Origin of the sequence: Streptomyces fodineus (genome assembly GCF_001735805.1) — a bacterium.
Classification (GTDB): domain Bacteria; phylum Actinomycetota; class Actinomycetes; order Streptomycetales; family Streptomycetaceae; genus Streptomyces; species Streptomyces fodineus.
The window spans coordinates 4,136,077-4,157,689 of sequence record NZ_CP017248.1; the positions used below are offsets into that span (position 1 = coordinate 4,136,077).

The 21,613-nt window shown below is 72.9% G+C and carries 14 protein-coding genes; 3 read left to right on the top strand and 11 right to left on the bottom strand.

Going from position 1 to position 21,613, the window contains the following annotated elements:
- Positions 1-53 precede the first annotated feature (53 nt).
- The gene (locus BFF78_RS17070; RefSeq protein ID WP_069779159.1) at positions 54-1,334 is read right to left on the bottom strand and encodes a hypothetical protein; all 1,281 of its coding nucleotides are present in this window, start codon (positions 1,332-1,334) and stop codon (positions 54-56) included.
- A 190-nt stretch (positions 1,335-1,524) separates the two neighbouring features.
- Between BFF78_RS17070 and BFF78_RS17075 the strand changes: the two genes are divergently transcribed.
- Positions 1,525-2,409, top strand: coding sequence for a DUF4429 domain-containing protein (locus tag BFF78_RS17075; protein ID WP_069779160.1), 885 nt, complete (start codon positions 1,525-1,527; stop codon positions 2,407-2,409).
- A gap of 192 nt (positions 2,410-2,601) precedes the next feature.
- Here BFF78_RS17075 and BFF78_RS17080 read toward each other — a convergent pair whose 3' ends face one another.
- Positions 2,602-3,396, bottom strand: coding sequence for a class II aldolase/adducin family protein (locus BFF78_RS17080; protein ID WP_069779161.1), 795 nt, complete (start codon positions 3,394-3,396; stop codon positions 2,602-2,604).
- A gap of 140 nt (positions 3,397-3,536) precedes the next feature.
- Between BFF78_RS17080 and BFF78_RS17085 the strand changes: the two genes are divergently transcribed.
- On the top strand, positions 3,537-4,025 hold the full coding sequence (locus tag BFF78_RS17085) for a pyridoxamine 5'-phosphate oxidase family protein (RefSeq protein WP_193433478.1): 489 nt from the start codon (positions 3,537-3,539) through the stop codon (positions 4,023-4,025).
- Positions 4,026-4,044: 19 nt separating this feature from the next.
- Here BFF78_RS17085 and guaA read toward each other — a convergent pair whose 3' ends face one another.
- Positions 4,045-5,622: a glutamine-hydrolyzing GMP synthase gene (guaA, locus tag BFF78_RS17090; protein ID WP_069779163.1), complete on the bottom strand. Its 1,578-nt coding sequence runs from the start codon at positions 5,620-5,622 to the stop codon at positions 4,045-4,047.
- A 375-nt stretch (positions 5,623-5,997) separates the two neighbouring features.
- Between guaA and BFF78_RS17095 the strand changes: the two genes are divergently transcribed.
- On the top strand, positions 5,998-6,255 hold the full coding sequence (locus BFF78_RS17095; protein WP_069779164.1) for a chorismate mutase: 258 nt from the start codon (positions 5,998-6,000) through the stop codon (positions 6,253-6,255).
- Positions 6,256-6,960: 705 nt separating this feature from the next.
- Here BFF78_RS17095 and BFF78_RS17100 read toward each other — a convergent pair.
- The 8 genes from BFF78_RS17100 to BFF78_RS17135 form a co-directional block, all read right to left on the bottom strand.
- The gene (locus BFF78_RS17100; protein WP_069779165.1) at positions 6,961-8,766 is read right to left on the bottom strand and encodes a GMC oxidoreductase; all 1,806 of its coding nucleotides are present in this window, start codon (positions 8,764-8,766) and stop codon (positions 6,961-6,963) included.
- 28 nt (positions 8,767-8,794) lie between these two features.
- The gene (locus BFF78_RS17105) at positions 8,795-10,408 is read right to left on the bottom strand and encodes a succinic semialdehyde dehydrogenase (RefSeq protein ID WP_069779166.1); all 1,614 of its coding nucleotides are present in this window, start codon (positions 10,406-10,408) and stop codon (positions 8,795-8,797) included.
- Between the two features lie 136 nt (positions 10,409-10,544).
- Positions 10,545-11,510, bottom strand: coding sequence for a serine/threonine-protein kinase (locus tag BFF78_RS17110; protein WP_069779167.1), 966 nt, complete (start codon positions 11,508-11,510; stop codon positions 10,545-10,547).
- Between the two features lie 122 nt (positions 11,511-11,632).
- The gene (locus BFF78_RS17115) at positions 11,633-12,535 is read right to left on the bottom strand and encodes an MBL fold metallo-hydrolase (RefSeq protein ID WP_069779168.1); all 903 of its coding nucleotides are present in this window, start codon (positions 12,533-12,535) and stop codon (positions 11,633-11,635) included.
- Positions 12,536-12,667: 132 nt separating this feature from the next.
- Complete coding sequence (locus BFF78_RS17120; RefSeq protein WP_069779169.1) at positions 12,668-14,428, bottom strand: serine/threonine-protein kinase; 1,761 nt, start codon at positions 14,426-14,428, stop codon at positions 12,668-12,670.
- A 146-nt stretch (positions 14,429-14,574) separates the two neighbouring features.
- Complete coding sequence (locus BFF78_RS17125) at positions 14,575-16,329, bottom strand: serine/threonine-protein kinase (protein WP_069779170.1); 1,755 nt, start codon at positions 16,327-16,329, stop codon at positions 14,575-14,577.
- A gap of 149 nt (positions 16,330-16,478) precedes the next feature.
- Complete coding sequence (locus BFF78_RS17130; RefSeq protein WP_069783628.1) at positions 16,479-19,223, bottom strand: protein kinase; 2,745 nt, start codon at positions 19,221-19,223, stop codon at positions 16,479-16,481.
- 163 nt (positions 19,224-19,386) lie between these two features.
- Entirely contained in the window at positions 19,387-21,510 is a 2,124-nt protein-coding gene (locus BFF78_RS17135; RefSeq protein WP_193433479.1) for a serine/threonine-protein kinase, read from the bottom strand.
- Between the last annotated feature and the right edge of the window lie 103 nt (positions 21,511-21,613).

Here is a 21,613-nt window from a genome sequence, read left to right on the forward strand (position 1 = left end):
CGCTCTCGCTCCTCGGCCTGTTCCTCGCCCGTCTCGTCCGTCTGCTGTGCCGTTCACTCCGTCACCTGGACGATGCACCGGTTGGTCGCCACCCCGGCCGCGGTGACGACCTGTACCTCCACCGCTCCGGGCTCGACGTCCGCCGGTACGGGCACGGTCAGGGCGCTGTCGGTGGGGTTGCTGAAGCCTCCGGTGACGGGGACCAGCGGCACATGCACATCGACGGTCCCGATGCGGACCACCATGCGGGAGAGCCGGTCGGCGCTGCGGGCGCCGGGCGGTACGAAGCCGGCACCGCGGATCTCGATGTCGTCGCCGGTGCGGATCGGCCCGTCCAGGTCACCGGGTTCACGCACGCGCACCACGGACAGGACGACCGGGCGGCCGCCCTCGGCGTACTTGCCGGCCAGGTAGGTGGCCGACGAGATCAGCACCACCACGCCCAGCCCCCAGGGCAGATCGGGCCACTGGTCGGGGCGGCGGGCCAGCCGGACGGCGGCGAAGAGCAGGGCGACGGCGTGGACGGCGACGTACTGGATGTCGGCGAAGGCGCCCCGGCCGGAGTCGTCGGTGAGCAGGTCGGCGGCGCGCGGCCGGTGCGCCGGGACCTTCTGCAGCCGCTGTGCGAGGACGCGCAGGCCCACCACCCGGCGGACCAGGACGGCGATGCCGCACACCACGGCGAGGACGGTCACCACGCCCGCGCCGCGCGCGAGATCGAGGCCCGAGATCAGCGCGTCGCGTTCGGCGTGACGGGAGGCGGCGGCGAGCCGGGCGGCCAGCAGCAGGACGGCGTAGCCGACGAACAGCACCCAGGAGGAGGCCACCGTGCGGGAGGTGGAGATCCGGTTGTCCTCGCCGATCACCGGGGCCAGCGCCCCACCGCGCGCCCGGTGGAGCCAGGAGGCGGCACTGAGCACACCGGCGACGACGAGCGCGGCGGCCAGGGCCGCGGTGCGGGCGCCGGTCCAGCCCGCGCCGACCGCGGTGAGCGCCTCGCCGAGGAGCAGCGCGAGGACCGCGCCCCAGACCGTGCCCACCGTGCGCAGCCACAGCCGGGTGAGCCATGCCTCGCCCTCCGCGCGGGCGCGTTCGGCGACGGCTTCCGCCCGCTGGGTCAGTTCCTCGGAGACCCACTGGCGGGACGCCGAGGCCGAGTACGCCACGGCCGCCGGCAGTCCCTGCCCGGCGGCGAACTCGTCCCGCCGGCGCAGAAACGCGGCGACGGCCCGCCGGTGCCCCTCGCGGACGCCGTGCGGACAGTCCCCGCAGGTGCAGCCGCCCACATGCATCCCCTCGGCACCCGTGCCCGATCTCGCCTCCTGCACCGCCACGCCCGGCGCCCGCCTTCCCCACGACCTTCCGGCACGGCAGGCGGCCCCTCGATGGAAGGCCTCGCCGCCGCGCAACTGCCCTGCGTCGAAAGCGAATTGTGCCCTACGGCGGGCCGTGCGGGGCCCTCGGGCCGGGTCACGGCGGGTGAATTCCGGGCCGCTGTGTTGACCCGGCTGCGAGAATTCCCGTATGGCCGAGATCATCCAGCGGGACGGGACCTGGGCCTTCGACGGCGGCACGATCCGGGTCACCCCCGGACTGCACCGTTCGGTGCCGCTGTTCCGGCAGACGTACGGGGAGATCTCCGTGCCTCTGGAGGCGGTTTCGGACGTCGTCTACGAACCGGAGCGCAAGCGCGGCCGGCTGCGGATGCGGCTACGCGAGGGCGCCGACCCCCTGCTGCAGGCGACGGGCGGGCGGCTGCCGGACCCGGCCGACCCCTACCGGCTGACGGTGGACGCGGACCGCGGCGGGGTCGCGGAGTACGTCGCCGAGGAGATCCGGCAGGCCCTGCTCCTCGACCGGATCCCCAAGGAGCCCACGACCTCCTATCTGCTGCCGGGCCCGCCGGTGCCGGTGTCCGTGCGGTCCTCCGACGGCACGGTCTCCTTCGACGGCACGCAGCTGCGCATCGACTGGGCCGACAGCTCCGACCGGGTCAAGCGGGCGACCGGCCCGCGGATCATCGCCCTCGGCGACCTGGTGCAGGTGGAGTGGTTGCCCAACTCCGGGTTCGAGGACGGCTTTCTGCGGTTCGTGACCCCGGAGACGGTGTTCTCCAAGCTGCCGCCCGAGCGGGACCCCTACACCCTGGACCTGTGGGGCAGCGTGCGCCGCGATCTGCTGACCGCGCTGGTCGCGACCGCCGTCACCGCCCGGCTGCCGCATCCCTCCACCCGCACCGGCGTCGGCGACGGCGGGGACCGGCGGCGGGCGGTCGCACCTGGACAGGCCGACCACCATGATGTGCTGCTGCGCCGGCTGCGGGAGTTGGGCGAGCTGCACCGGGACGGGGTACTCACCGACGAAGAGTTCGCGATGACGAAGGCCGCCGTGCTCAGAGGGTTCGGCTGATCGGGGCCGGTCGCCCGGCCGACCTCGCCACCGGCTAGGGAGGGCTACGCAGGCCCAAGCCGCGCACCCGGCTGCGGGGATGGCTGCGCAAGCCCTGGCCGCGCACCCGGCTGCGGGGATGGCTGCGCAAGCCCTGGCCGCGCACCCGGCTACGGGGCGCTGAGCAGGTCGGGCCGCGTCATCGGCGTCGGGTCAGCTGAGCAGGTCCGGCTCGCTGCGGCTGATGTCCTGCCACAACGGCTGGTAGTTGATCCACGCCACCAGGTCGCCGCCGAGCTGTTCGCGGGTGGCGACGGCCAGTTTGTGGTCGATGAGGATCGGGCGGCCGGCCGCCTTCGCCATCAGCTGCACCTGGCAGGACCGCTCCAGGGACAGGAACCACCAGGCCGCGGCGTCCACCGAGTCGCCGACGGTGAGCAGCCCGTGGTTGCGCAGCACGAGTGCCTTGCGGGAGCCGAGGGCCCCGGCGATCCGGCGGCCTTCCTCGACGTCCACGGTGACGCCGGTGTAGGAGTCGTAGAGCGCGACGTCCTCGTAGAAGGCGCAGCTCTCCTGGGTGATGGGGTCGATCAGCTCGCCGAGCGCGGCAAGGGCGCGGCCGTGCACGGAGTGGCAGTGGGCGACGGCGACGACGTCCGGGCGGGCGGCGTGGACCTGGGCGTGGACGGTGAACGCGGCCTGGTTGATGTGGTAGCGCCCCTCGACGACCTGCCCGTCCTGGTTGGCGAGGACGAGATCGCCGACGGTGACGTGCTTGAACGGCATCCCGAAGGGATTGACCCAGAAGCAGTCGCTGAACTCCGGGTCGCGTGCGGTGATGTGCCCGGAGACCCCGTCCTCGAGCCCGGCCCGTCCGAAGATCCGCAGGGCTCCGGCGAGCCGTTCCTTGCGGTGCCGGCGTTCGTCCGCCACCGACTCGTGCATCGGCGGCATGGCGAACTGCAGTTGGTCGGTGGGCAGCGGCAGGGGAGGGGTGGGCCCGTGCATAGGTCCTCCAGCGCTGGGATTGCTGTACGCGCCGGAAGTTACCGTCGGTCAGCGCAAAAGGGCAGAGCTGTTTTGTAAAGATGACGTACGCGATGGAAACACGACAGATGTTGTCTGGATTGCCGGTGAGACTGGCGCGTATGACACCTGTGAACTGGGCGGCCTTCGGTTCCGCCGTGCCCGGACTGGCGGCGATCGCCGAGGAGCGTTTCCGCCGCCATCGGCATCATGTCCTCGCGACCCTGCGGAAGGACGGCTCGCCTCGTACCTCGGGTCTGGAGGCCGACTTCCGCGGTGGCGAGCTGTGGCTCGGCATGATGGGAGGCTCGCTGAAAGCCCTCGACCTGCGGCGCGACCCGCGCTTCGCGCTCCAGGCGAACCCGGGTGAGGGCACGGACCTGGGCGGTGGGGACGTGCGGATCAGCGGGCGGGCGTACGAGATCGGGGACGGGGCCGGGGACGGGGAGACCAAGGCCTGGTATGTGGAAGAGGTGGAACCGCCGCAGCCGTTCCACCTCTTCCGCACCGAGTTGACGGAGGTCGTACGGACCTATGTCGAGGACGAGAGGTACCTCGTCGTCCAGGTCTGGAGGCCCGGAGAGCCGGTGCGGACTCTCCGGCGGACCTGAGCCCCGCAGGTGAGGGGGCTCACTCCCACTCGATGGTGCCCGGGGGCTTCGAGGTGACGTCCAGGACGACGCGGTTGACGTCCCGGACCTCGTTGGTGATCCGGGTCGAGATGCGGCCGAGGACGTCGTACGGCAGCCGGGACCAGTCGGCGGTCATGGCGTCCTCGGAGGACACCGGGCGCAGCACGATCGGGTGGCCGTAGGTGCGGCCGTCGCCCTGGACGCCGACGCTGCGGACGTCCGCGAGCAGGACCACCGGGCACTGCCAGATGTCCCGGTCCAGGCCGGCCGCGGTGAGCTCCTCGCGCGCGATCGCGTCGGCCTCGCGGAGGAGGTCCAGGCGCTCCTTGGTGACCTCGCCGACGATGCGGATGCCGAGGCCCGGGCCCGGGAAGGGCTGGCGCTGGACGATCTCCTCCGGCAGGCCGAGCTCCTGGCCGACCATGCGGACCTCGTCCTTGAACAGCTTGCGCAGCGGCTCGATCAGCTTGAACTCGAGGTCCTCGGGCAGGCCGCCGACGTTGTGGTGCGACTTGATGTTGGCGGTGCCGGTGCCGCCGCCGGACTCGACCACGTCCGGGTACAGGGTGCCCTGGACCAGGAACTCCACGGCCGGGCCCTCGTCGGCGATGATCTCGGCCTGCGCCTGCTCGAAGACGCGGATGAACTCACGGCCGATGATCTTGCGCTTCTCCTCGGGGTCGCTGACCCCCTTGAGCGCGGTGAGGAAGCGGTCCTCGGCGTCGACGACCTTCAGCTGCACGCCGGTGGCCGCGACGAAGTCCTTCTCGACCTGTTCGGTCTCGCCCTTGCGCATCAGGCCGTGGTCGACGTAGACGCAGGTCAGCTGGGAGCCGATGGCCTTCTGGACGAGGGCCGCGGCGACGGCGGAGTCGACGCCGCCGGACAGGCCGCAGATGGCGCGCCTGTCACCGACCAGCTCGCGGATCGCGGTGACCTGCTCCTCGATCACGTTGCCGGTCGTCCAGGACGGGGTGAGGCCGGCGCCGCGGTACAGGAAGTGCTCCAGCACCTGCTGGCCGTGCGTGGAGTGCATGACCTCGGGGTGGTACTGGACGCCGTAGAGCTTCTTCTCGTCGTTCTCGAACGCGGCGACCGGGACGACGTCCGTGGACGCGGTGACCGTGAAGCCCTCGGGGGCGGCGGAGCAGGCGTCGCCGTGCGACATCCACACGTGCTGCTCGGCCGGGGTGCCCTCGAAGAGCGTGGAGGACGTCCTGGAGACGCGCATGTCGGTACGGCCGTACTCGCGGGCGCCGGTGTTGTCGACGGTGCCGCCGAGGGACTGTGCCATCAGCTGGAAGCCGTAGCACATGCCGAAGACGGGGACGCCGGCCTCGAAGATCTCGCGGTCCAGGCGGGGGGCGCCTTCCTCGTACACCGAGGAGGGGCCTCCGGAGAGGATGATCGCCGCGGGGTTCTTGGCGAGCATCTCCTGGACCGGCATGGTGCTCGGCACGATCTCGCTGTAGACCCGCGCCTCGCGGACGCGACGGGCGATGAGCTGGGCGTACTGCGCGCCGAAGTCGACGACCAGGACGGTGTCGGGGGTGGCGGCAGCGGGGGTCGATGACACGGCTTGCCTTCCGGCGGTGGGGCGGGGTCTGTAGTACCGAGTCTAACGGGGCGCCGGTGGGACGGCTGCCGCCACCGGGGGCTCCGCCCGCAGACCCCGGTCACCTCTGCCCACCGGCACACCCGACTCGGTCGGCTGGCCCGGCCGGCCGGCCGGGCGCCCGAGTCTCGTCATGGCATACTGGCCGCATGTTCGCGCACTCGACCTTCGTCTTTACCTATGGCATCCGGCCCGCCGGCTGCCATGGTCGTGCTGCTTGAGCGAACCGCCAAGCGACTTCCCAGGCGCCCCGGGCCGACAAGGCCCGGGGCGCCTGTCGTTTCCGGGTCCTGCCGTTCCGGGGCGTTCCAGCCACCTTCACCAGGAGCCCCCGACATGACCACCACCACCCCGGAAGAGACCATCGCCGGCGCCCGTGACCGGATCGATGTGCTCGACGACCGGATCATCGGTCTCATCCAGGAGCGGATGGCCGTCTCCGCCGTCGTCCAGCAGACCCGTATCGCCTCCGGCGGGCGGCGCGTGCACCTCTCGCGTGAGATGGAGATCCTCGGCCGCTACCGCGAGGCCCTCGGCAAGCCGGGCACCGGCCTCGCCATGACCCTGCTCGAGCTGTGCCGGGGGCGTGTCTGAGCGTCGTGTCCGGGTGCCGGATCTGAGTTCGATCGCCGACTCACCCGTACGGCGCGTGACCGTCGCGCCCGGCGCTTCGTTGAGGGGGTGTCCGTGCCAGCCAGGGGCGGGCCCGACAGAACCACGCGTGGCTCGCTGGAGCGATGAGGCGTACGGGTCGTGCCGTCCGCCGTGGGACCTCGCTCCAGGGAAGTGACCGGACGGCAGGGGACAGCAGCCCGGTCACCAAGAGAACGGTCGGCTCCGGGGACGCCCGGGGCCGACCGGCGGAACATGCATGTATGAGTAGTATGCGTCACCGATGTGCCCAAATATGTGCAATATGTGCAGCGTATGCCGATGCGCTGACGCCCAAGTCCCCGCGCAGACAACGGCATTGCCGTACGCACACCTCCGAACCATCCACAAGCGGCGCAACCCCCCGGCGCCGCCCCAGGCACCGACGCTGCCCTGACGTCGGTGCTGACCGAAGAAGGGCCCCGCGGTCTCTCCGTCCCGCGGGGCCCTTCGTCATGACCGGAGTGACCCAGCACCCAGCTCCCGGCGCCAAGCACAGCCAAGAAGGCGTGACCCATGTCACAGGAAAACCGAGTGGGAGGCGAGCAACTGTTGCGGGTCTTCGCTGATCAAACCTGCCGAGTCAAAAGCAGCGAGAGGGACCTGCCTTCGGAGGGGGATGCAGGTCCCTCTTCGGCTGCCGGGACGCTAGTTCTTCGGCGGGACCGCCGGCATCCCCAGGAACGGCAGGCGCAGGGCGCCGAACGCCTCCGCCGGGACCGCCGGGGCCTGCGGCTCCACCGGCTTCAGCCGCTCGTACGCCGCGCCGGGCGCCGGACGCGCGTCCTCCTCGCCCTTGTTCGGCCAGAAGGACATCGCGCGCTCGGCCTGCGCGGTGATCGTCAGCGACGGGTTCACGCCCAGGTTCGCCGAGACCGCGGCGCCGTCCACGACCGAGATACCGGGGTGGCCGTAGAGGCGGTGGTAGGGGTCGATCACGCCCGTGTCCGGGGACTCGCCGATCGGGCAGCCGCCGAGGAAGTGCGCGGTGAGCGGGGTGCCCATCAGCTCGCCGACGTTGCTGCCGGCGAAGCCGTTGATCTCGGTGGCGAGCGCGGAGGCGGCCTGGGTGGCGGCCTTGATCTGCTTGGGGTTGGGGGCGCCGTGGCCCTGGCGGGCGGTGAGCAGGCCCTTGCCGACTCCGTCCGGTTTGAGGTACGTCGTCAGGGAGTTGTCCAGCGACTGCATCACCAGGCCGATGATCGTCCGCTCCGACCAGCGGCGGTTGGAGAGGGAGCGGGCGACCAGGAGGGGGTGCCTGGCCGCGTTCGCCAGCCAGGCCAGCACGCGTGAGGAGCCTTCCGCGTACGGCACCTGGAGGATCGACAGGCCGCCCATCGAGTTGGAGCCCTTGCCGTAGCGGACCGGCTCGATGTGCGTGTTCTCGTCCGGGTGGATGGAGGACGTGATCGCGACGCCCCGCGTGAAGTCGGCCCTGGCCTCCCCGGTCGCCTTCCGGTACCGGCGGTTGTCGGTCTGCGCGCCGACCAGGGCCTCGGAGTTGGTGCGGGTCAGGTCACCCAGCCGGGCGGAGAGATACGGCAGCTGGCCGCCGGCCTTCATCCGGTGCAGGAGGGTCTGCGTGCCGTAGGTGCCGGCCGCGAGGACGACCCGGCGCGCGGTGAAGAGCCGGCCCTCACCCTTCTTCTTCCGGTCCGTCGGCAAGGTCGCCAGCGCGTATCCGCCCCGTGAGTCGTCCGTGACGGACACGACCGTCGTCATGGGGTGGACCACCGCGCCGGCCTTCTCGGCGAGGTAGAGGTAGTTCTCGTTCAGGGTGTTCTTCGCGCCGTGCCGGCAGCCGGTCATGCACTCCCCGCACTCGGTGCAGGCGTTGCGCGACGGACCGGCCCCGCCGAAGTACGGGTCCGCGACCTGCCCACCGGGCTGCGCCTTCGCCGTCCCGTCGGCGTCCTTGCCGTCGCCGAAGAACACGCCGACCGGGGCGAGGTGGAAGGTGTCGCCGACGCCCATCCGCTGGGCCGCCGCCTTCAGATGCACGTCGGAGGGGGTCATGGTCGGGTTGAGCCGTACGCCGAGCATGCGCTGGGCCTGGTCGTAGTACGGCTTCAACTCCTCCTGCCAGTCGGTGATGTCCCGCCACTGGGGGTCGTCGAAGAAGGCCTTCGGCGGTACGTAGAGGGTGTTGGCGTAGTTGAGCGAGCCGCCGCCGACGCCCGCGCCGGCCAGCACCATGACGTTGCCCAGCAGGTGGATGCGCTGGATGCCGTACATGCCGAGCCTGGGGGCCCAGAGGTAGTTCTTGAGGTCCCAGGAGTTCTTGGGCAGCGTGGTGCGGGTGAAACGACGGCCCGCCTCCAACACGCCCACCCGGTAGCCCTTTTCGGTCAGGCGGAGGGCGGACACCGAGCCGCCGAACCCCGATCCGACCACGATGACGTCGTAGTCGTACCCGTCCTCGTCCCGGGTCTGGACAGACTTCTCCTGCGACACGTGCTCTCCTCGTCGAGAACGGGTGTTTCTAGCGGAACCGGAATGCCTTCATCAGGCGCAGACTCGTGCTCATGAAGCGGGCGTACCCCTCGTCCGTCATGCCCAGCGACGGTGCCATCGGCAGCAACCGCTGCTGGGCCACCGTCTGGGCCTCGGTGTACTTGAGGATGCCCTCGGAGCCGTGGCGGCGGCCGAGACCGGAGTCCTTCATGCCGCCCATCGGGGACTGGACGCTGCCGTAGGCGGGTGCGTAGCCCTCGTTGACGTTGACCGTGCCGGTGCGCAGACGGGCGGCGACCTCGCGGCCGCGCCGGGGGTTCCGCGTCCAGACCGAGGAGTTCAGGCCGTACGGCGTGGCGTTGGCGCGCTCGACCACCTCGTCCTCGGTCTTGAAACGGTAGACGGACACGACCGGGCCGAAGGTCTCCTCCTCGCACACGGCCATGGAGTCCTCGACGCCGTCGAGGATGGTGGGCTCGAAGAAGTACGGGCCGATGTCCGGGCGGGCCTTGCCACCCGCGATCACCTTCGCGCCCTTCGCCACGGCCTCCTCGACGTGCCGTTCGACGGTCTTCAGCTGGCGCTCGCCCACCAGCGAGCCCATGTCGGCGCCGTAGGCGAGGGAGTTGCCGAGCCGCATGGCCCTGGTACGGGCGGCGAAGCGCTCCAGGAAGGCGTCGGCGACCGACTCGTGGACGTACAGCCGCTCGATGGAGATGCAGAGCTGTCCGGCGGAGGAGAAGCAGGCGCGTACGGCGCCGGCGGCGGCCTTCTCGATGTCGGCGTCGTCGAGCACCAGCATGGCGTTCTTGCCGCCGAGTTCGAGGGACACGCCGACCAGGCGGGAGGCGGCGCCCTGGGCGACCTCGCGGCCGGTGCGGGTGGAGCCGGTGAAGGAGACGTAGTCGGCGTACTTGACGACCTCCGGGCCGACGACCGGGCCCTCACCGAGCACGACCTGGAAGACGCCCTCGGGCAGTCCGGCCTCGATCAGCAGGTCGCGCGCCCAGAGCGCCGTCAGGCAGGTCTCGGTGTCCGGCTTCATCACGACGGCGTTGCCGGCCACGAAGGCGGGCAGCGCGTCGCCGACGGACAGTTCCAGGGGGTAGTTCCAGGGCGCGATCTGGCCCACGACCCCGCGCGGGTGGCGCAGTTCGGTGACCTTGGTGAGCGTGGGGACGGCGCCGGTGTGCCGCTTGGGTCGCAGATACGCGGGGGCCTTGCGGCCGTAGTGGCGGGCCGCGACGGCGACGGCCTGCACCTCCTCGTGCGCGTGCAGCCGGGCCTTGCCGGTCTCCAGCTGGATGAGGTCGAGCACCTCGGCCTGCCGCTGCAGCACCAGGTCGTGGAAGCGGAGCAGCACGGCGGCCCGCTGCCGTACCGGGGTCCTCTCCCACACGGCCTGTGCGGTGCGGGCGGCCTCGAAGGCCTTGCGTACGTCCTCGGGGGTGGACTCGGGCAGGTCGGCCAGCTTCTCGCCGGTGAACGGGGTGTGGTTGGCGGTACGGCCGGAGCCGGCGACGCCCTTGGTGAGCTGGGCCACCAGTTCCGGGGTGACCACGTCGGCGGCGGTCCGGGCGCCCTGGGGGGCGGGCGCGAGGGGGTTGGTGCCGGTGCTGTCCGGGGCCTGCGTGTCCGTCATGACGCGCAGGGTATGCCCGGGCGCAGGCTTTGTGTACCCGTCGGTAACGCGGATTCACCGAGTGCTCACATACTGCCAGTGATCACTGGCAGCGAATGTGCTGATCAGGGCGTTGACGCGGTGGTGTGCAGAACGATCATTCGAATCCGGCTTTTTTCGCCAGGAGCAGCCCGAGCGCGGTGCGCGGGGTGCGGCGTCGGGGAGCGGCGGCGGGGGGTGGAGGTGAGGAGGGCATGGGGGCGGACTCCGGGGCGTGGGCTGATTCCGGTGCGCGGGTGACCTCCGGTGCCTGGATGGCCTCCGGTGCGCGGGTGGCCTCCGGTGCAGCGCCGCCGGATTCCCGTACGGCGTCCGGTGCGGCCGTGAGCCCCGGGTACTCCCGCAGCGCCGTCATCACCTCCTCCGCGCCGGGGCGGGCCTCGGGCTCCTCGGCGTGCAGCCGGTCCAGCAGGGGGCCCAGCGGGCCGGGGTCGGCGTCTCCGAGGGCGGCGCGGAGCAGGGCGCCCAGTGACCACAGGTCGCAGGCCGGGCCGGCGCCGGGGCCCGCGGCGCGCTCGGGGGCGACGAACCCGGCGGGCGCGTCCCCGGGGTGCCCGTCGCCGGTGCCGAAGTCGGTGACGACCACCCGCCCGGTGCCGGACTCCAGCAGGACGTTGGCCGGTTTGACGTCCCGGTGCACGATGCCGACGGCATGGGCGGCGCGCAGCGCACCGAGGACGGCGAGCCCGATCCGGACGGCCTCGGCGGGCGGGAGCGGGCCGCGCCGCAGGATCTCCTGCAGCGACTCGCCGTCCACCAACTCCGTGACAATCCAGGGGACATGGCCCTCGGTGACGACGTCGTACACCGTGACCGCGGAAGGGTGGCGGACCCGGGCCGCGGCGCGGGCCTCCCGGTAGAGCCGGTGGGCGGTACGGCGGCCGTCCTCGTCCGTGCCCGGATCGGCGGGCAGCAGCGGCTCCTTGACGGCGACCGTCCGCCCGGCGGCCTCGTCCTCGGCCCGCCAGACGGTCCCGGTGGGCCCGGATCCCAGGCGTCCGGCCAGCCGGTAGCGTCCGCCGATCAGACGTGCGTCGGGCGGGTGTTCGCCGTCTCCACTCATGTCACATGAGTACCGCGCGCACCATGCCCTTGTCGAAGCGGAGCACAGCGAAGCGGCCAGCCTTCGCCCGAGCGGGCGGTCGGGCCGCTCATCGGTGCGGTCGGATCACCCATCGCCTCACATCAGGCCGCCCACCGGTGCAGGGTGAAGCCGCCCCGCGCTTTGCGGACCTCCACCGCGCCGGCACCGGCGAAGTGGGCCGGGATCACCAACTCCCGTTCGGCCGCCGCGCGTTCCAGTATCCGGCGTCGGCTGACCGCCGCCTGCCGCGGGTCGAGGCAGAAGCAGCTGTTGCACTCGGGGTGCAGGATCTGCACCGGGCTGTGCAGCAGGTCGCCGACGAACACGGCCCGCTCGCCGCCGGATGCGACCCGCAGGACGGAGGAGCCCGGGGTGTGGCCGGGGGCGGGCTCCAGCACGAGGTGCTCGTCGATCCGGTGTCCGTCCTCCCACAGCACGGCCTGCCCGGCCCGGTGCACCGGCGCCACGCTGTCCTCGTACAGCAGCCGGTCGTCCACGCGCGTCCCGCCGCCGTACCCGCCCTCGGGCCCGAAGTGGCGGTCGTCGGCGGCCGGCAGGAGGTACCGGGCGCGCGGGAAGGCCGGCACCCACTCCCCGTCGACGTCATGGGTGTTCCAGCCGACGTGGTCCGCGTGGATGTGGGTGTTCACCACGAGGTCCACCTCGCCCGGGTCCACCCCGGCCTGCCGCAGCTGTCCGGGCAGGTCGCCGGGCCGCCGGTGGAACAGCGGGATGCCGGGCCGCTCCCGGTCCCGGCCCACACCGGTGTCCACCACCACCGTCCGCCCGGCGCTGCGCACCACCCAGGTCTGCAACGCCGACATCGCGAAGTCGGCACCGGGATCCCAGTGCGCGGGGGCGAGCTGGTCCTCGTACTCCTTCCACAGCTCCGGTCCGCAGTCCGGCACGAGCCGCCGGGCGGGAGCGAGCGGGCCCTGCCATTCGACGATACGCAGGATCTCGACGTTTCCGATCCGGAACTTCCGCACGCTGTCTGCTGCCATGCCCTCAGCCTAGGAGGCCAGGGTGAGCATCCCGATGCTTGCCCGGCTCGTTCTCCCGTCACTGCTCATGCGTCATCCATACCGCCGGGGCTGCGCGCCCCCGGCATACACAGCCACAGGGGGGCGAACCGGTCACGAACCCGTGACCGAGAAGGTGTCGGCCGCCACGTCGAAGTACTCCCGGGCCTCGCGCACCTTGCCGACCGGCGCCGACACCCACACGTCGTACATCCGCCCGGCCTCCTCCCAGCACAGGTCGTAGGTGTGGCGCGGGCCCTCCGCCGCGCTGAAGCCGTCCCAGGTGAACTCCCACAGCGCGGCCGGATGTCCGTCGTGCGTGGTGGGGGTGACCCGGCCGTCGTGGTAACCGGGATTGGCGGAAGGGCCTTTGGCGGCCGAGCGTTCCATCACCGCCTGCGGGCCGCCCGGTTGGGGATCGGCGACCTTGATGCCGAGGCGGAAGGTCTCCCCCGGCGAGAGGTAGAAGACGCGCTCGCCCTGCGGGCTGCGGGTGAAGTCCTGTGGTACGGCGAGCGAGAAGCCTGCCGGGTCCCGGGCCGTGCGGTAACCGGAGGGCGCGGTGCGGGAGCCGGCCGGGCCCGGGCCGCTGGCCGTCGGGCGTGTCGTGGTGGGGGCCGGGCGCGAGGTCGGCGGCGCCGTCGGGCTCGTGCCGGTTCCGGTCGCCGGTGAGGTCGCCGTGCCGCCGGGGCTGCCGCCGCCCCCGCCGCCGTCCCCGTGCAGGAACAGCGCCGCCGCCGACACACCGGCCCCGGCCAGCGCGGCGACGAGCAGGGCCGCGACCAGCACCCCGCGCGTGGACGTCCGGGCCGGGGGCTCCGCCGCCGCTGCGGGCCCGGCGGGCGGCTGCGGTCCGCCGTACGGCAGGTCCTGCTGGGTCGGCGTGTAGGGCGCGGCGGCCTCGGGCGTACGGCTCCCCACCGCATCGCCCCTCGGCGTACGGCTCCCGGCCGCCCCGGACCACGGCGTCCGGCCGCCGCCGATCCAGTGCAGGGGACCGGAGGCGGTGGCACCGGACGGCGTGGCCGGTGCCTCCGGGGTCCGGCCGGTCTCCAGGAACGCCCGCAGCATCTGCTCGGCGTCCGCCGCGCCGAGCCGCCGGTCGGGGTCGCGGTCCAGCAGCCCTCGTACGACCGGCAGCAGCGGCTCGGCCTGCTCGGGCGGCCGGATCTCGGCGGCGACGACGGCGTGCAGGATGCCGCCGATCGAGTCGCGCCGGAACGGCGACTCGCCGCTGAGCACCGTGCACAGCAGCGCACCCAGGGACCACAGGTCGGACTCCGGCCCGGTGCGCAGCCCCGACATCCGTTCCGGCGCGGTGTATTCGGGCGAGCCGACGAAGGAGCCGGTCTCGGTGAGGGTGGTGGCGCCCGCGACCTGCGCGATGCCGAAGTCGGTCAGCACGACCCGGCCGGTGCCGGACTCGACCAGCACGTTCGCGGGTTTGATGTCCCGGTGCAGCACCCCCGCCTCGTGCGCGGTGCGGACCGCGCTGAGCAGGGCGATGCCGATGCGCGCGGCCTCGGCGGCGTCGACCGGGCCCTGCCGGGAGATCAGGTCGGCGAGGGAGCCGCCGTCGACCAACTCCATGACGAGGTAAGGGCGTTCGTCCTGCTCCACCACATCGTGCACGACGATGATGTGCGGATGCCGCAGCCGGCCGACCGCCCGTGCCTCACGGAAGGTACGGTCCCGGCGGCGCCGGGCGTCGTCCTCGGAGAGGGAATCGTCCGGGAGGAGTTCCTTGACCGCGACACGCCGGCCCAGCACCTCGTCGTAGGCCCGCCACACGACGCCCATGCCGCCGCGCCCGATGCGTGCCTGAAGTCGGTACCGGCCCGCGATCACCCGGAAGTCGGCGCCCTCGGTCCCCATGGGCCCCATCATGCCTCACCGGACCCGCGCGCTCCGGGGCGCCGATCGGCCAAGCCGGGCCGATCGACCAGCGGTTTTCGGCCGTATCAGCCGCAGTTGGGCCGCGTCAGCCGTCGTGGGGCCGCATCAGCCGTCGTGGGGCCGCATCAGCCGTCGTTCGGCTGTTGCCAGCTCTGCAGCACCCACTTGAACTGCTTGCTGGTCCTCGCCCAGTCCTTGGCCGGCGTCGACATGTAGATGGCGTACTCGATGCCGGCGCGCGAGAAGTACGTCTCCTCGATCGCGTGGCGCGGACCGGCGACGTGGGGAGGGTCCTTCTTCAGCGCGTTCCAGGTGTACTCCCACAGCGAGCCGTTGCGGTCGCGGTAGATGTTCGCCTGCATGGTCACTTTTTTGTAGGCGACCAGCCGCTGCAGCTGCTGTTCCAGGTCCTTCTGGTGCTCATAGGCGTTGGCGAAGTCCGGGGAGCTGTCGACGGCGATGCGGACGAAGTGGTATCCGCCGTCCGGGGAGTAATCGATCTGCTTGAGGTTGCCCTTGAGCTCGTAGATGCTCCGCTTCCAGCCGTCGGGCAGGGAGAGGCTGAAACCGAGCGGGTCGTGGTAGGTCTTCCAGCTGGCGGGCACGTTTCCGTCGGCGCCCGGCGCGGTGCTGCCGCTCGCCGAGGGTGAGGTCGTGGCCGGGCCCGCGCCGCCGCCCGACCCGGTGTTCTGCTTCGTGCCGCCCCACTCCTGGAAAGCCACCGCCGCGCCACCGCCGAGCACGGCCGCGACGGCGACGACGAGCACGAGGGTACGCAGCCGGCGCCGGGGCCGTACCGGCGGTGGGTCCTGGGGAGTCGGGGCGACGGCCGTCGGCCCGGTCATGGAACGGCCCGGGGCGGCAGGGGCGCCCGAGCCGTAACCGGACGTGGTTCCTGAAGAGCCGTAACCGGAGGTGGCTCCTGTGGAGCCGTACTCCGAAGTGGCCGGCCCGGCGCCGCCGTACCCCGAAGCGGCCGTTGCTGCGCCGTAAGCCGAGGTGCTCGGGCCGCCGGTGTGGGCGCCCGAGCCCTGGGCCGGGATGAAGGTCTGGGCCGTGTGCGGGCTGCGACCCTCCGCCACGTCGGTGAGCAGCTGCTCCGCCTCCGCCGCGCCCGGCCGCCGGTCCGGTTCCTTGCGCAGCAGGGCGGATATGACCGGGCCGAGCGGACCGGCGTGGCGCGGCTCGTCGGCCTGCTCCTCCACGACCGCCTGCATGGTGCTCAGCGGTGAGGTACGGCGGAACGGCGAACGGCCCTCGACCGCCGTGTACAGCGTCGCGCCCAGCGCCCACAGGTCCGAGGACGGGCCGGGGTCGTGGCCGCGCACCCGCTCGGGCGCGAGGTAGTCGACCGAGCCGACGACCTCTCCGGTGCGGGTGATGGTGGTGTCGCCCTCTATCTGGGCGATGCCGAAGTCGGTGAGCAGGACCCGGCCGTCCCTGCCGAGCAGCACGTTGCCGGGTTTCACGTCCCGGTGCAGTACGCCGGCGGAGTGCGCGGCGCGCAGCGCCCGCAGCACCCACAGCCCGATGCGCGCGGCCTCCCTGGGCTCCACCCGCCCGCGCTCCTTGACCGCGTCGGCCAGCGAGTTGCCCTCGACCAGTTCCATGACGATCCACGGGCGGCCGTCGTGGTCGAGGACGTCGTGCACGGTGACGACGGCGGAGTGGTTGATGCGCGCGGCGGCGCGGGCCTCGGCCCGGGTGCGGGCCAGCAGGACGGTCCGGTCGCTGTCGGAGACGTAGAGCGCGGCGGTCAACTCCTTGACGGCGACCGTCCGGTTCAGCACCTCGTCGTGGGCACGCCATACCCGGCCCATGCCGCCGCTGCCGATGGAATCGGCAAGCCGGTAGCGGCCCGCTATGAGCAGGCCCTGCATCTGATTCACGTTGCCCCGCAATGCTCTTGACAGGGTCAGACTAAGGACCGGCCCACCAACAGGGAACGGGCGGGGTGCCAAGGTGACAGCACTGTGACGCTTGTGGCCGCCGGAATCGGCCCGGACCGGTCAACCGGTATACAGGGCGCTCAACGCGTGTAGCGGTATGTCGCCGTCGCCTGCTCGTACAGCCGCGTCACCTCGTCCCGCTGGGTCTCCGGGCCGCGGACCTGGACGATGTGATAGCGGCCGTTCAGCAGGATCGCCATGTTCCGCACGAACAGGTCCTGCCCCTGGCCGTCGGTCCACGTGAACTGTCCCTCGGCCATGGTCCGTCCGCCCACCTCGATGGTTCTCAGCCCGGTGGCCGTGGCCCAGCTGGAGTTGCGGTACGGCTGGAGTTCGCTCTCCTTGTCCCTCTGGTAGGCCATCGGGTCACTGCCGTAGGTCGCGGCGCCGTCCCGTCCGGGTACGACGATCAGCTCGAAGTTCCCGTGCGCGTAGACCACCTGGCCGCTGCCGTTCTTCGGGGTGCGGTCCCAGCCCTTGGCCACGGCGACCTGGAAGCCCTCCGGGTCCCTGCGCAGGGTGAAGCCGTCGGCGACGGACGGATCGCCGCCGGTCTGGGTCTCGGTGGCGGGCGCGGAGGCGGAGGGGCCGCCGCTCTGGTTCGCGGAGGGCCGCTGTGTGGAGGAGGGCGCGGGACCGGCGTCCCCCGCGCTGCCCGTACGGTCCGTGCTGCCCGCGGCCCCGCTCGCCCCCTGCTTCGGCATGAACAGCAGCGCGTACGCGACCGCGCCGGCCAGCAGGAGCAGGATCAGCAGGAGCAGGGTCCGGCCGAGCCTGCGCGGCGAACGGGCCTCCTCCCTGGCTCTGGCCCGCTTGTGCCGGCCGTGCGGATGGACCTCGGGCAGCCCGGCGCGCCGCCGCCGCAGCCGCACCAGCTCCCCGCGGCGCCGGACGATCGGCAGCCGGCTCGGATCGGCGGGCGGCACCGGCACGACATGGGTGCCGGCGTCCGGCTCGGGCGCAGAGCGCACCAGCGAGCGCAGCCAGCCGCTCAGCTCCTCGAAGTCCAGCCGCTCGGTGGGGTCCTGACGCAGCAGCGACTCCACGACCGGCCGGAGCGGGCCGCACTCCTCGGCGAAGGCGGGCGGCTCTGCGCACACCAGCTGCACCAGCTCGGCCGTCGACTCCTCCGGGTACGGCGCGTGCCCCTGCACCGCCCGGAACAGCAGCGCCCCGAGCGCCCACAGGTCGGTCGAGGGCCCGATCGGCGCCGCCAGCTGCCAGTTCTCGTGCACGGGCCCGGCCTGCTCCGGCGCCCACCGCTCGGTCACCGGCCCCACCACGGTCATCCGCACCTGCCGCGCCCGCTCGGCCTCCAGGGCGGTTCCGGGACCACGCCGGGTACCCGCCAGGGCCGCTGCGGGGTCGTTCCAGTGGGGGCGGGTGGGGGTGTCGGTGTGGTTCGGGTGCGTGCTGGAGGGGGGCGGGGTCGTGCCTTGGCGGGCCGGGACGGTGCCGTTCGGCAGGTCGGAGCCCCGGCGGGCGGGGGCGATGCCGGCGCCGTGGGCGGAGTCGAGGTTCGGGGCGGGCGGTTGGCCCGGGACGGACGCGTGGCCGGGGCGGTTGTTCGCCGGGGGGAGCCCGGGGCGGGGACCGCCGCTCAGGGCCGGGGAGGTGCCGGTGGAACCGGGGCGCGGTGCGGCGCCGGGCCAGGGGGCGCCCTGCACTCCGTAGGGGTCGGCGATCCGGCCGGGCGGCGTGCTGGTGCCCGGGCCGCCGAGGTACGACGACGTGCCCGTGCCGTCGGTCCGGTCGGCGCCGGTACCGCCCTCGGCGGGCGGCCGGGCCCCGGGCAGGGCGGCGCGCCCGTTCTGCCGGGCCTCCTGCACCCGGGCGGCGGCACGGGCGCCCGCCCGGTACGCCGCGATGGCCCCGGCGCGGGCGGCACGGATGTCCCCGCCGGTCTCCAGCGGACGCTGCCCCGCCTGGCCGGGCACACCGGCTGTGCCGGACGCCCCGTTGGCCCCCGGCACCGCGAGCCCTCCGGCCGCCCGTGCCTGGATCGCGGCCCGGCGCGCGGCCTCCGGATCGACGTCCGCGGACGGAACTGCGCCGGCACCGGAGTCATCCCCCCGGCCACCGGCGAACGGCGTGACCTCCGAACCCGTACCCGAACCGGAGCCGGCGCTCTCCGTCCCCGCTTGCCCGGTCACCGCCGCGGCGCCCGGGGACCCCTCCATGCCGTCCTGGGCCGGTACCGGGTCGTACCCGCACAGCGCCTCCTCCGCGGCGCCGACGGCGAGGCCGGTCAGCATCACCCGGCCGTCGTCGCAGACCAGAACCGTGCGGGCGGTGATGTTGCGGTGCACCCAGCCGTGGGCGTGCAGCACCCGGAGCGCCATGAGCACGTCGGAGGCGACCTCGGCGGCCCGGTACGGCGACAACGGCTGCTCGGCGAGCAGCGCGGCCAGCGGGCGGGCGGCCACCCACTCGCTCACGATCCACAGCGAACCGCCCTCGGCGAACACGTCGAAGACCTGGTCGAGGCGCGGATGGTCGGGAATGCGGGCCGCCGCCTGCGCGGCCTCGACGGCACGGCGCACGGCCGGGTCGGCGGGCCGCCGGGTGGCGGTCCGGGCGTCCGGCGTCCGCCGGGCCCCGGCCCGGCCCCCGGCTCCGCGTTCACGCGCGGTGAATCCCTCGGGCAGCCCCTCCGTGTCGAGCACCTCGGCCTCGACGACCTCCGGCAACGGCACCTGCCGGACGAGCACTTCCTGGCCGCTGTAGGTGTCGAAGGCGCGGGTCTCGGTGAGTTCGTACTCGTCGGAGGGCGGCAACGGCAGGCGGTAGCGGTCGGCGAGCACCCGACCCGCGTAGTCGTCCACGTTGCCTCCCCCGGCCGCCCGGTTGGTCACATCCGTTCGCCTGGCGACCCGTTTCGCACACACTTCCGGCTGCGTACGGTCCGCAACCATTCACGATACGTGCCAGAGGCAACCCGCATTGAGTGGATGACGGATTCTCACGCCCCAAACCGGTGCCCGGTGTCTACGACTTGGGCTCGAAGGACGTCGTCAACGTCTTCCAGGTGTCCTTTCGCAGCTCGCTGTCCCAGTTCGCGGCCTTCGCGGTGTACATCAGCCCGTAACCGAGATGGCCGTTGACGACGAACCCGCGGTCGATGACGCGGTACTTGGCGCCGTCGACGTAGGTGAACTCCCAGTCGGCCGTGTTCCAGCCTCGGTAGTCCACCTTCTCGATACGGATCCGCTGGTACTGGGAGCGCACCATCCCGTGCTCCTGGTTCCTCCAGTCCGCCACCGGGTCGCTCTTGGGGCTGCCGGTCCAGCCGATGAGCAGCATCTGCCCGTCGGGTCCGGTGTAGCGGTCGCCCGCATCGCCGGTGGACTGGTACGACCACCCCTTGGGCAGCCCGATCGAGTACCCCTGGCCGCCCTTGCGGGTCGTCACGACCGGCGCGCTCCCGCCGCTCTTCGAGCCGGAGTCGCCGGACGAGCCGGTGGCCGCGCTCGTGTCGACCGCGTTGCCCGGCCCGGAACCGGTCCCGGACGACGGCCTCGCCCCGTCCGTCCCCGTCCCGCTGCCCTTGCCCTTGCCGCCCTTGTCCTGCTTGGTGGACGCGCTCGCGCTCGCCGCCGCCTTCGCTCCGCTGCTCTTGCCGCCCTTGCCGTCGTCCATCAGGGCGAAGGCCAGGACGGTGCCGAGCACGGCGAGGACGACCACCACGGCGATGATCACCAGCGTGCGCTTGGGCACCACGTCCGTCAGCGGCGCTCTCGGCGCCGGCCGCGGCGGCAGGTCCAGGTCCGGCGGCGGCATCACGGGCCACCCCGAACTCGGCTTGTTCGCGCTGGAGTTCGGCCCACCGGCGGCACCGGAGGCAGGAGTCGTCCGGCGCCCTGCGGTTCCGGCGCCCGTCCCGCCGTCGGATGCGGACCGCGCTCCACCGGAGGAGGCCGGCCGTGCTCCACCCGGGGTCGCCGGGCGTGCCCCACCCGGAGTGGCAGGCCGTGCCGTGCCGGCTGCGGCACCGCCCGTGCCCGGCGCCGCGCGCTTGCCCGTCGCTCCGCCCGTGCCCGTCGCCGCGCCGGTGTCCGGCGCGTCCGTGTCGCCGGTGTTCTTCGTCCGCGCCGACGCCGCCGCGGAGGCCGCCCCGGCCGCCTTGCGCACCGAACGCAGCGCGCCGCGCAGCTTCTCCCCGGCCTCCTCGCCGCGCCTGCCCTCGGACGGGCCGGGCGGCGGCGGCAGCGGAACCACGCGCGTGGCGTCCATCGGCTCCGGCTCGGGCGCGTGGATCACCGCGTCGAGCAGGGCCCTGGCCCGGGCGTCATCCAGCCGCTTGGCCGGGTCCTTGGTGAGCAGGCCGTGGATGACGTCCCTGAGCGGGCCCGCGTTCTTCGGCTCCTCCAGGGGCTCGGTCATCACCGCGGTGAGCGTGGCGATCGCCGAACCCTTGTCGTACGGCGGCACGCCCTCGACCGACGCGTACAGCAGGCCGCCGAGGGACCACAGGTCGGCGGCCGGTCCCGGCTTGTGACCGCGGGCGCGCTCGGGCGAGATGTAGGAGGGGGCGCCGACGAGCATGCCGGTGGAGGTGATGGACGGGTCGCCCTCGACCTGGGCGATGCCGAAGTCGGTGAGCACGACCCGGCCGTCCTCGGCGATGAGCACGTTGGACGGCTTCACGTCCCGGTGCAGGATGCCCTCGCGGTGCGCGGAGCGCAGCACGTCGAGGACGGCGAGGCCCACCTCGGCGGCGCGCTTCGGCTCCAGCAGGCCGTCCTCGCGGATGACCTCGGCCAGGGACTTGCCCTCCACCAACTCCATGACGATCCACGGCCGGTCGTCCTCGTCGACCACGTCGAAGACCGTCACCGCGCTGTTGTTGCGGATCCGGGCGATCGCCTTGGCCTCGCGCAGGGTGCGCGTGATCAGGCGCCGCTTCTCCTCCTCGTCGATGTTCGACGGGAACCGCAGCTCCTTGACGGCGACCGTCCGGCCCAGGGTCTCGTCCTCGGCGCGCCAGACCGTGCCCATGCCGCCCCGGCCCAGCACGTCTCCCAGCCGGTACCGCCCGGCGAGGAGACGACGCTCGCTCTTGTCCTGACGAGTCCCCTGACGAGATGTACCCGCCCGCTCCGCCTCCGACATGCGTCCCCTCATACAACCCGCCCTGACAGAGCCTCCATTGTCTCTCACCCGACAAGTGCCCCTCGCCCAGGGTGCCCCTCGGCGCGGCCCGCCCCCCGCGCAC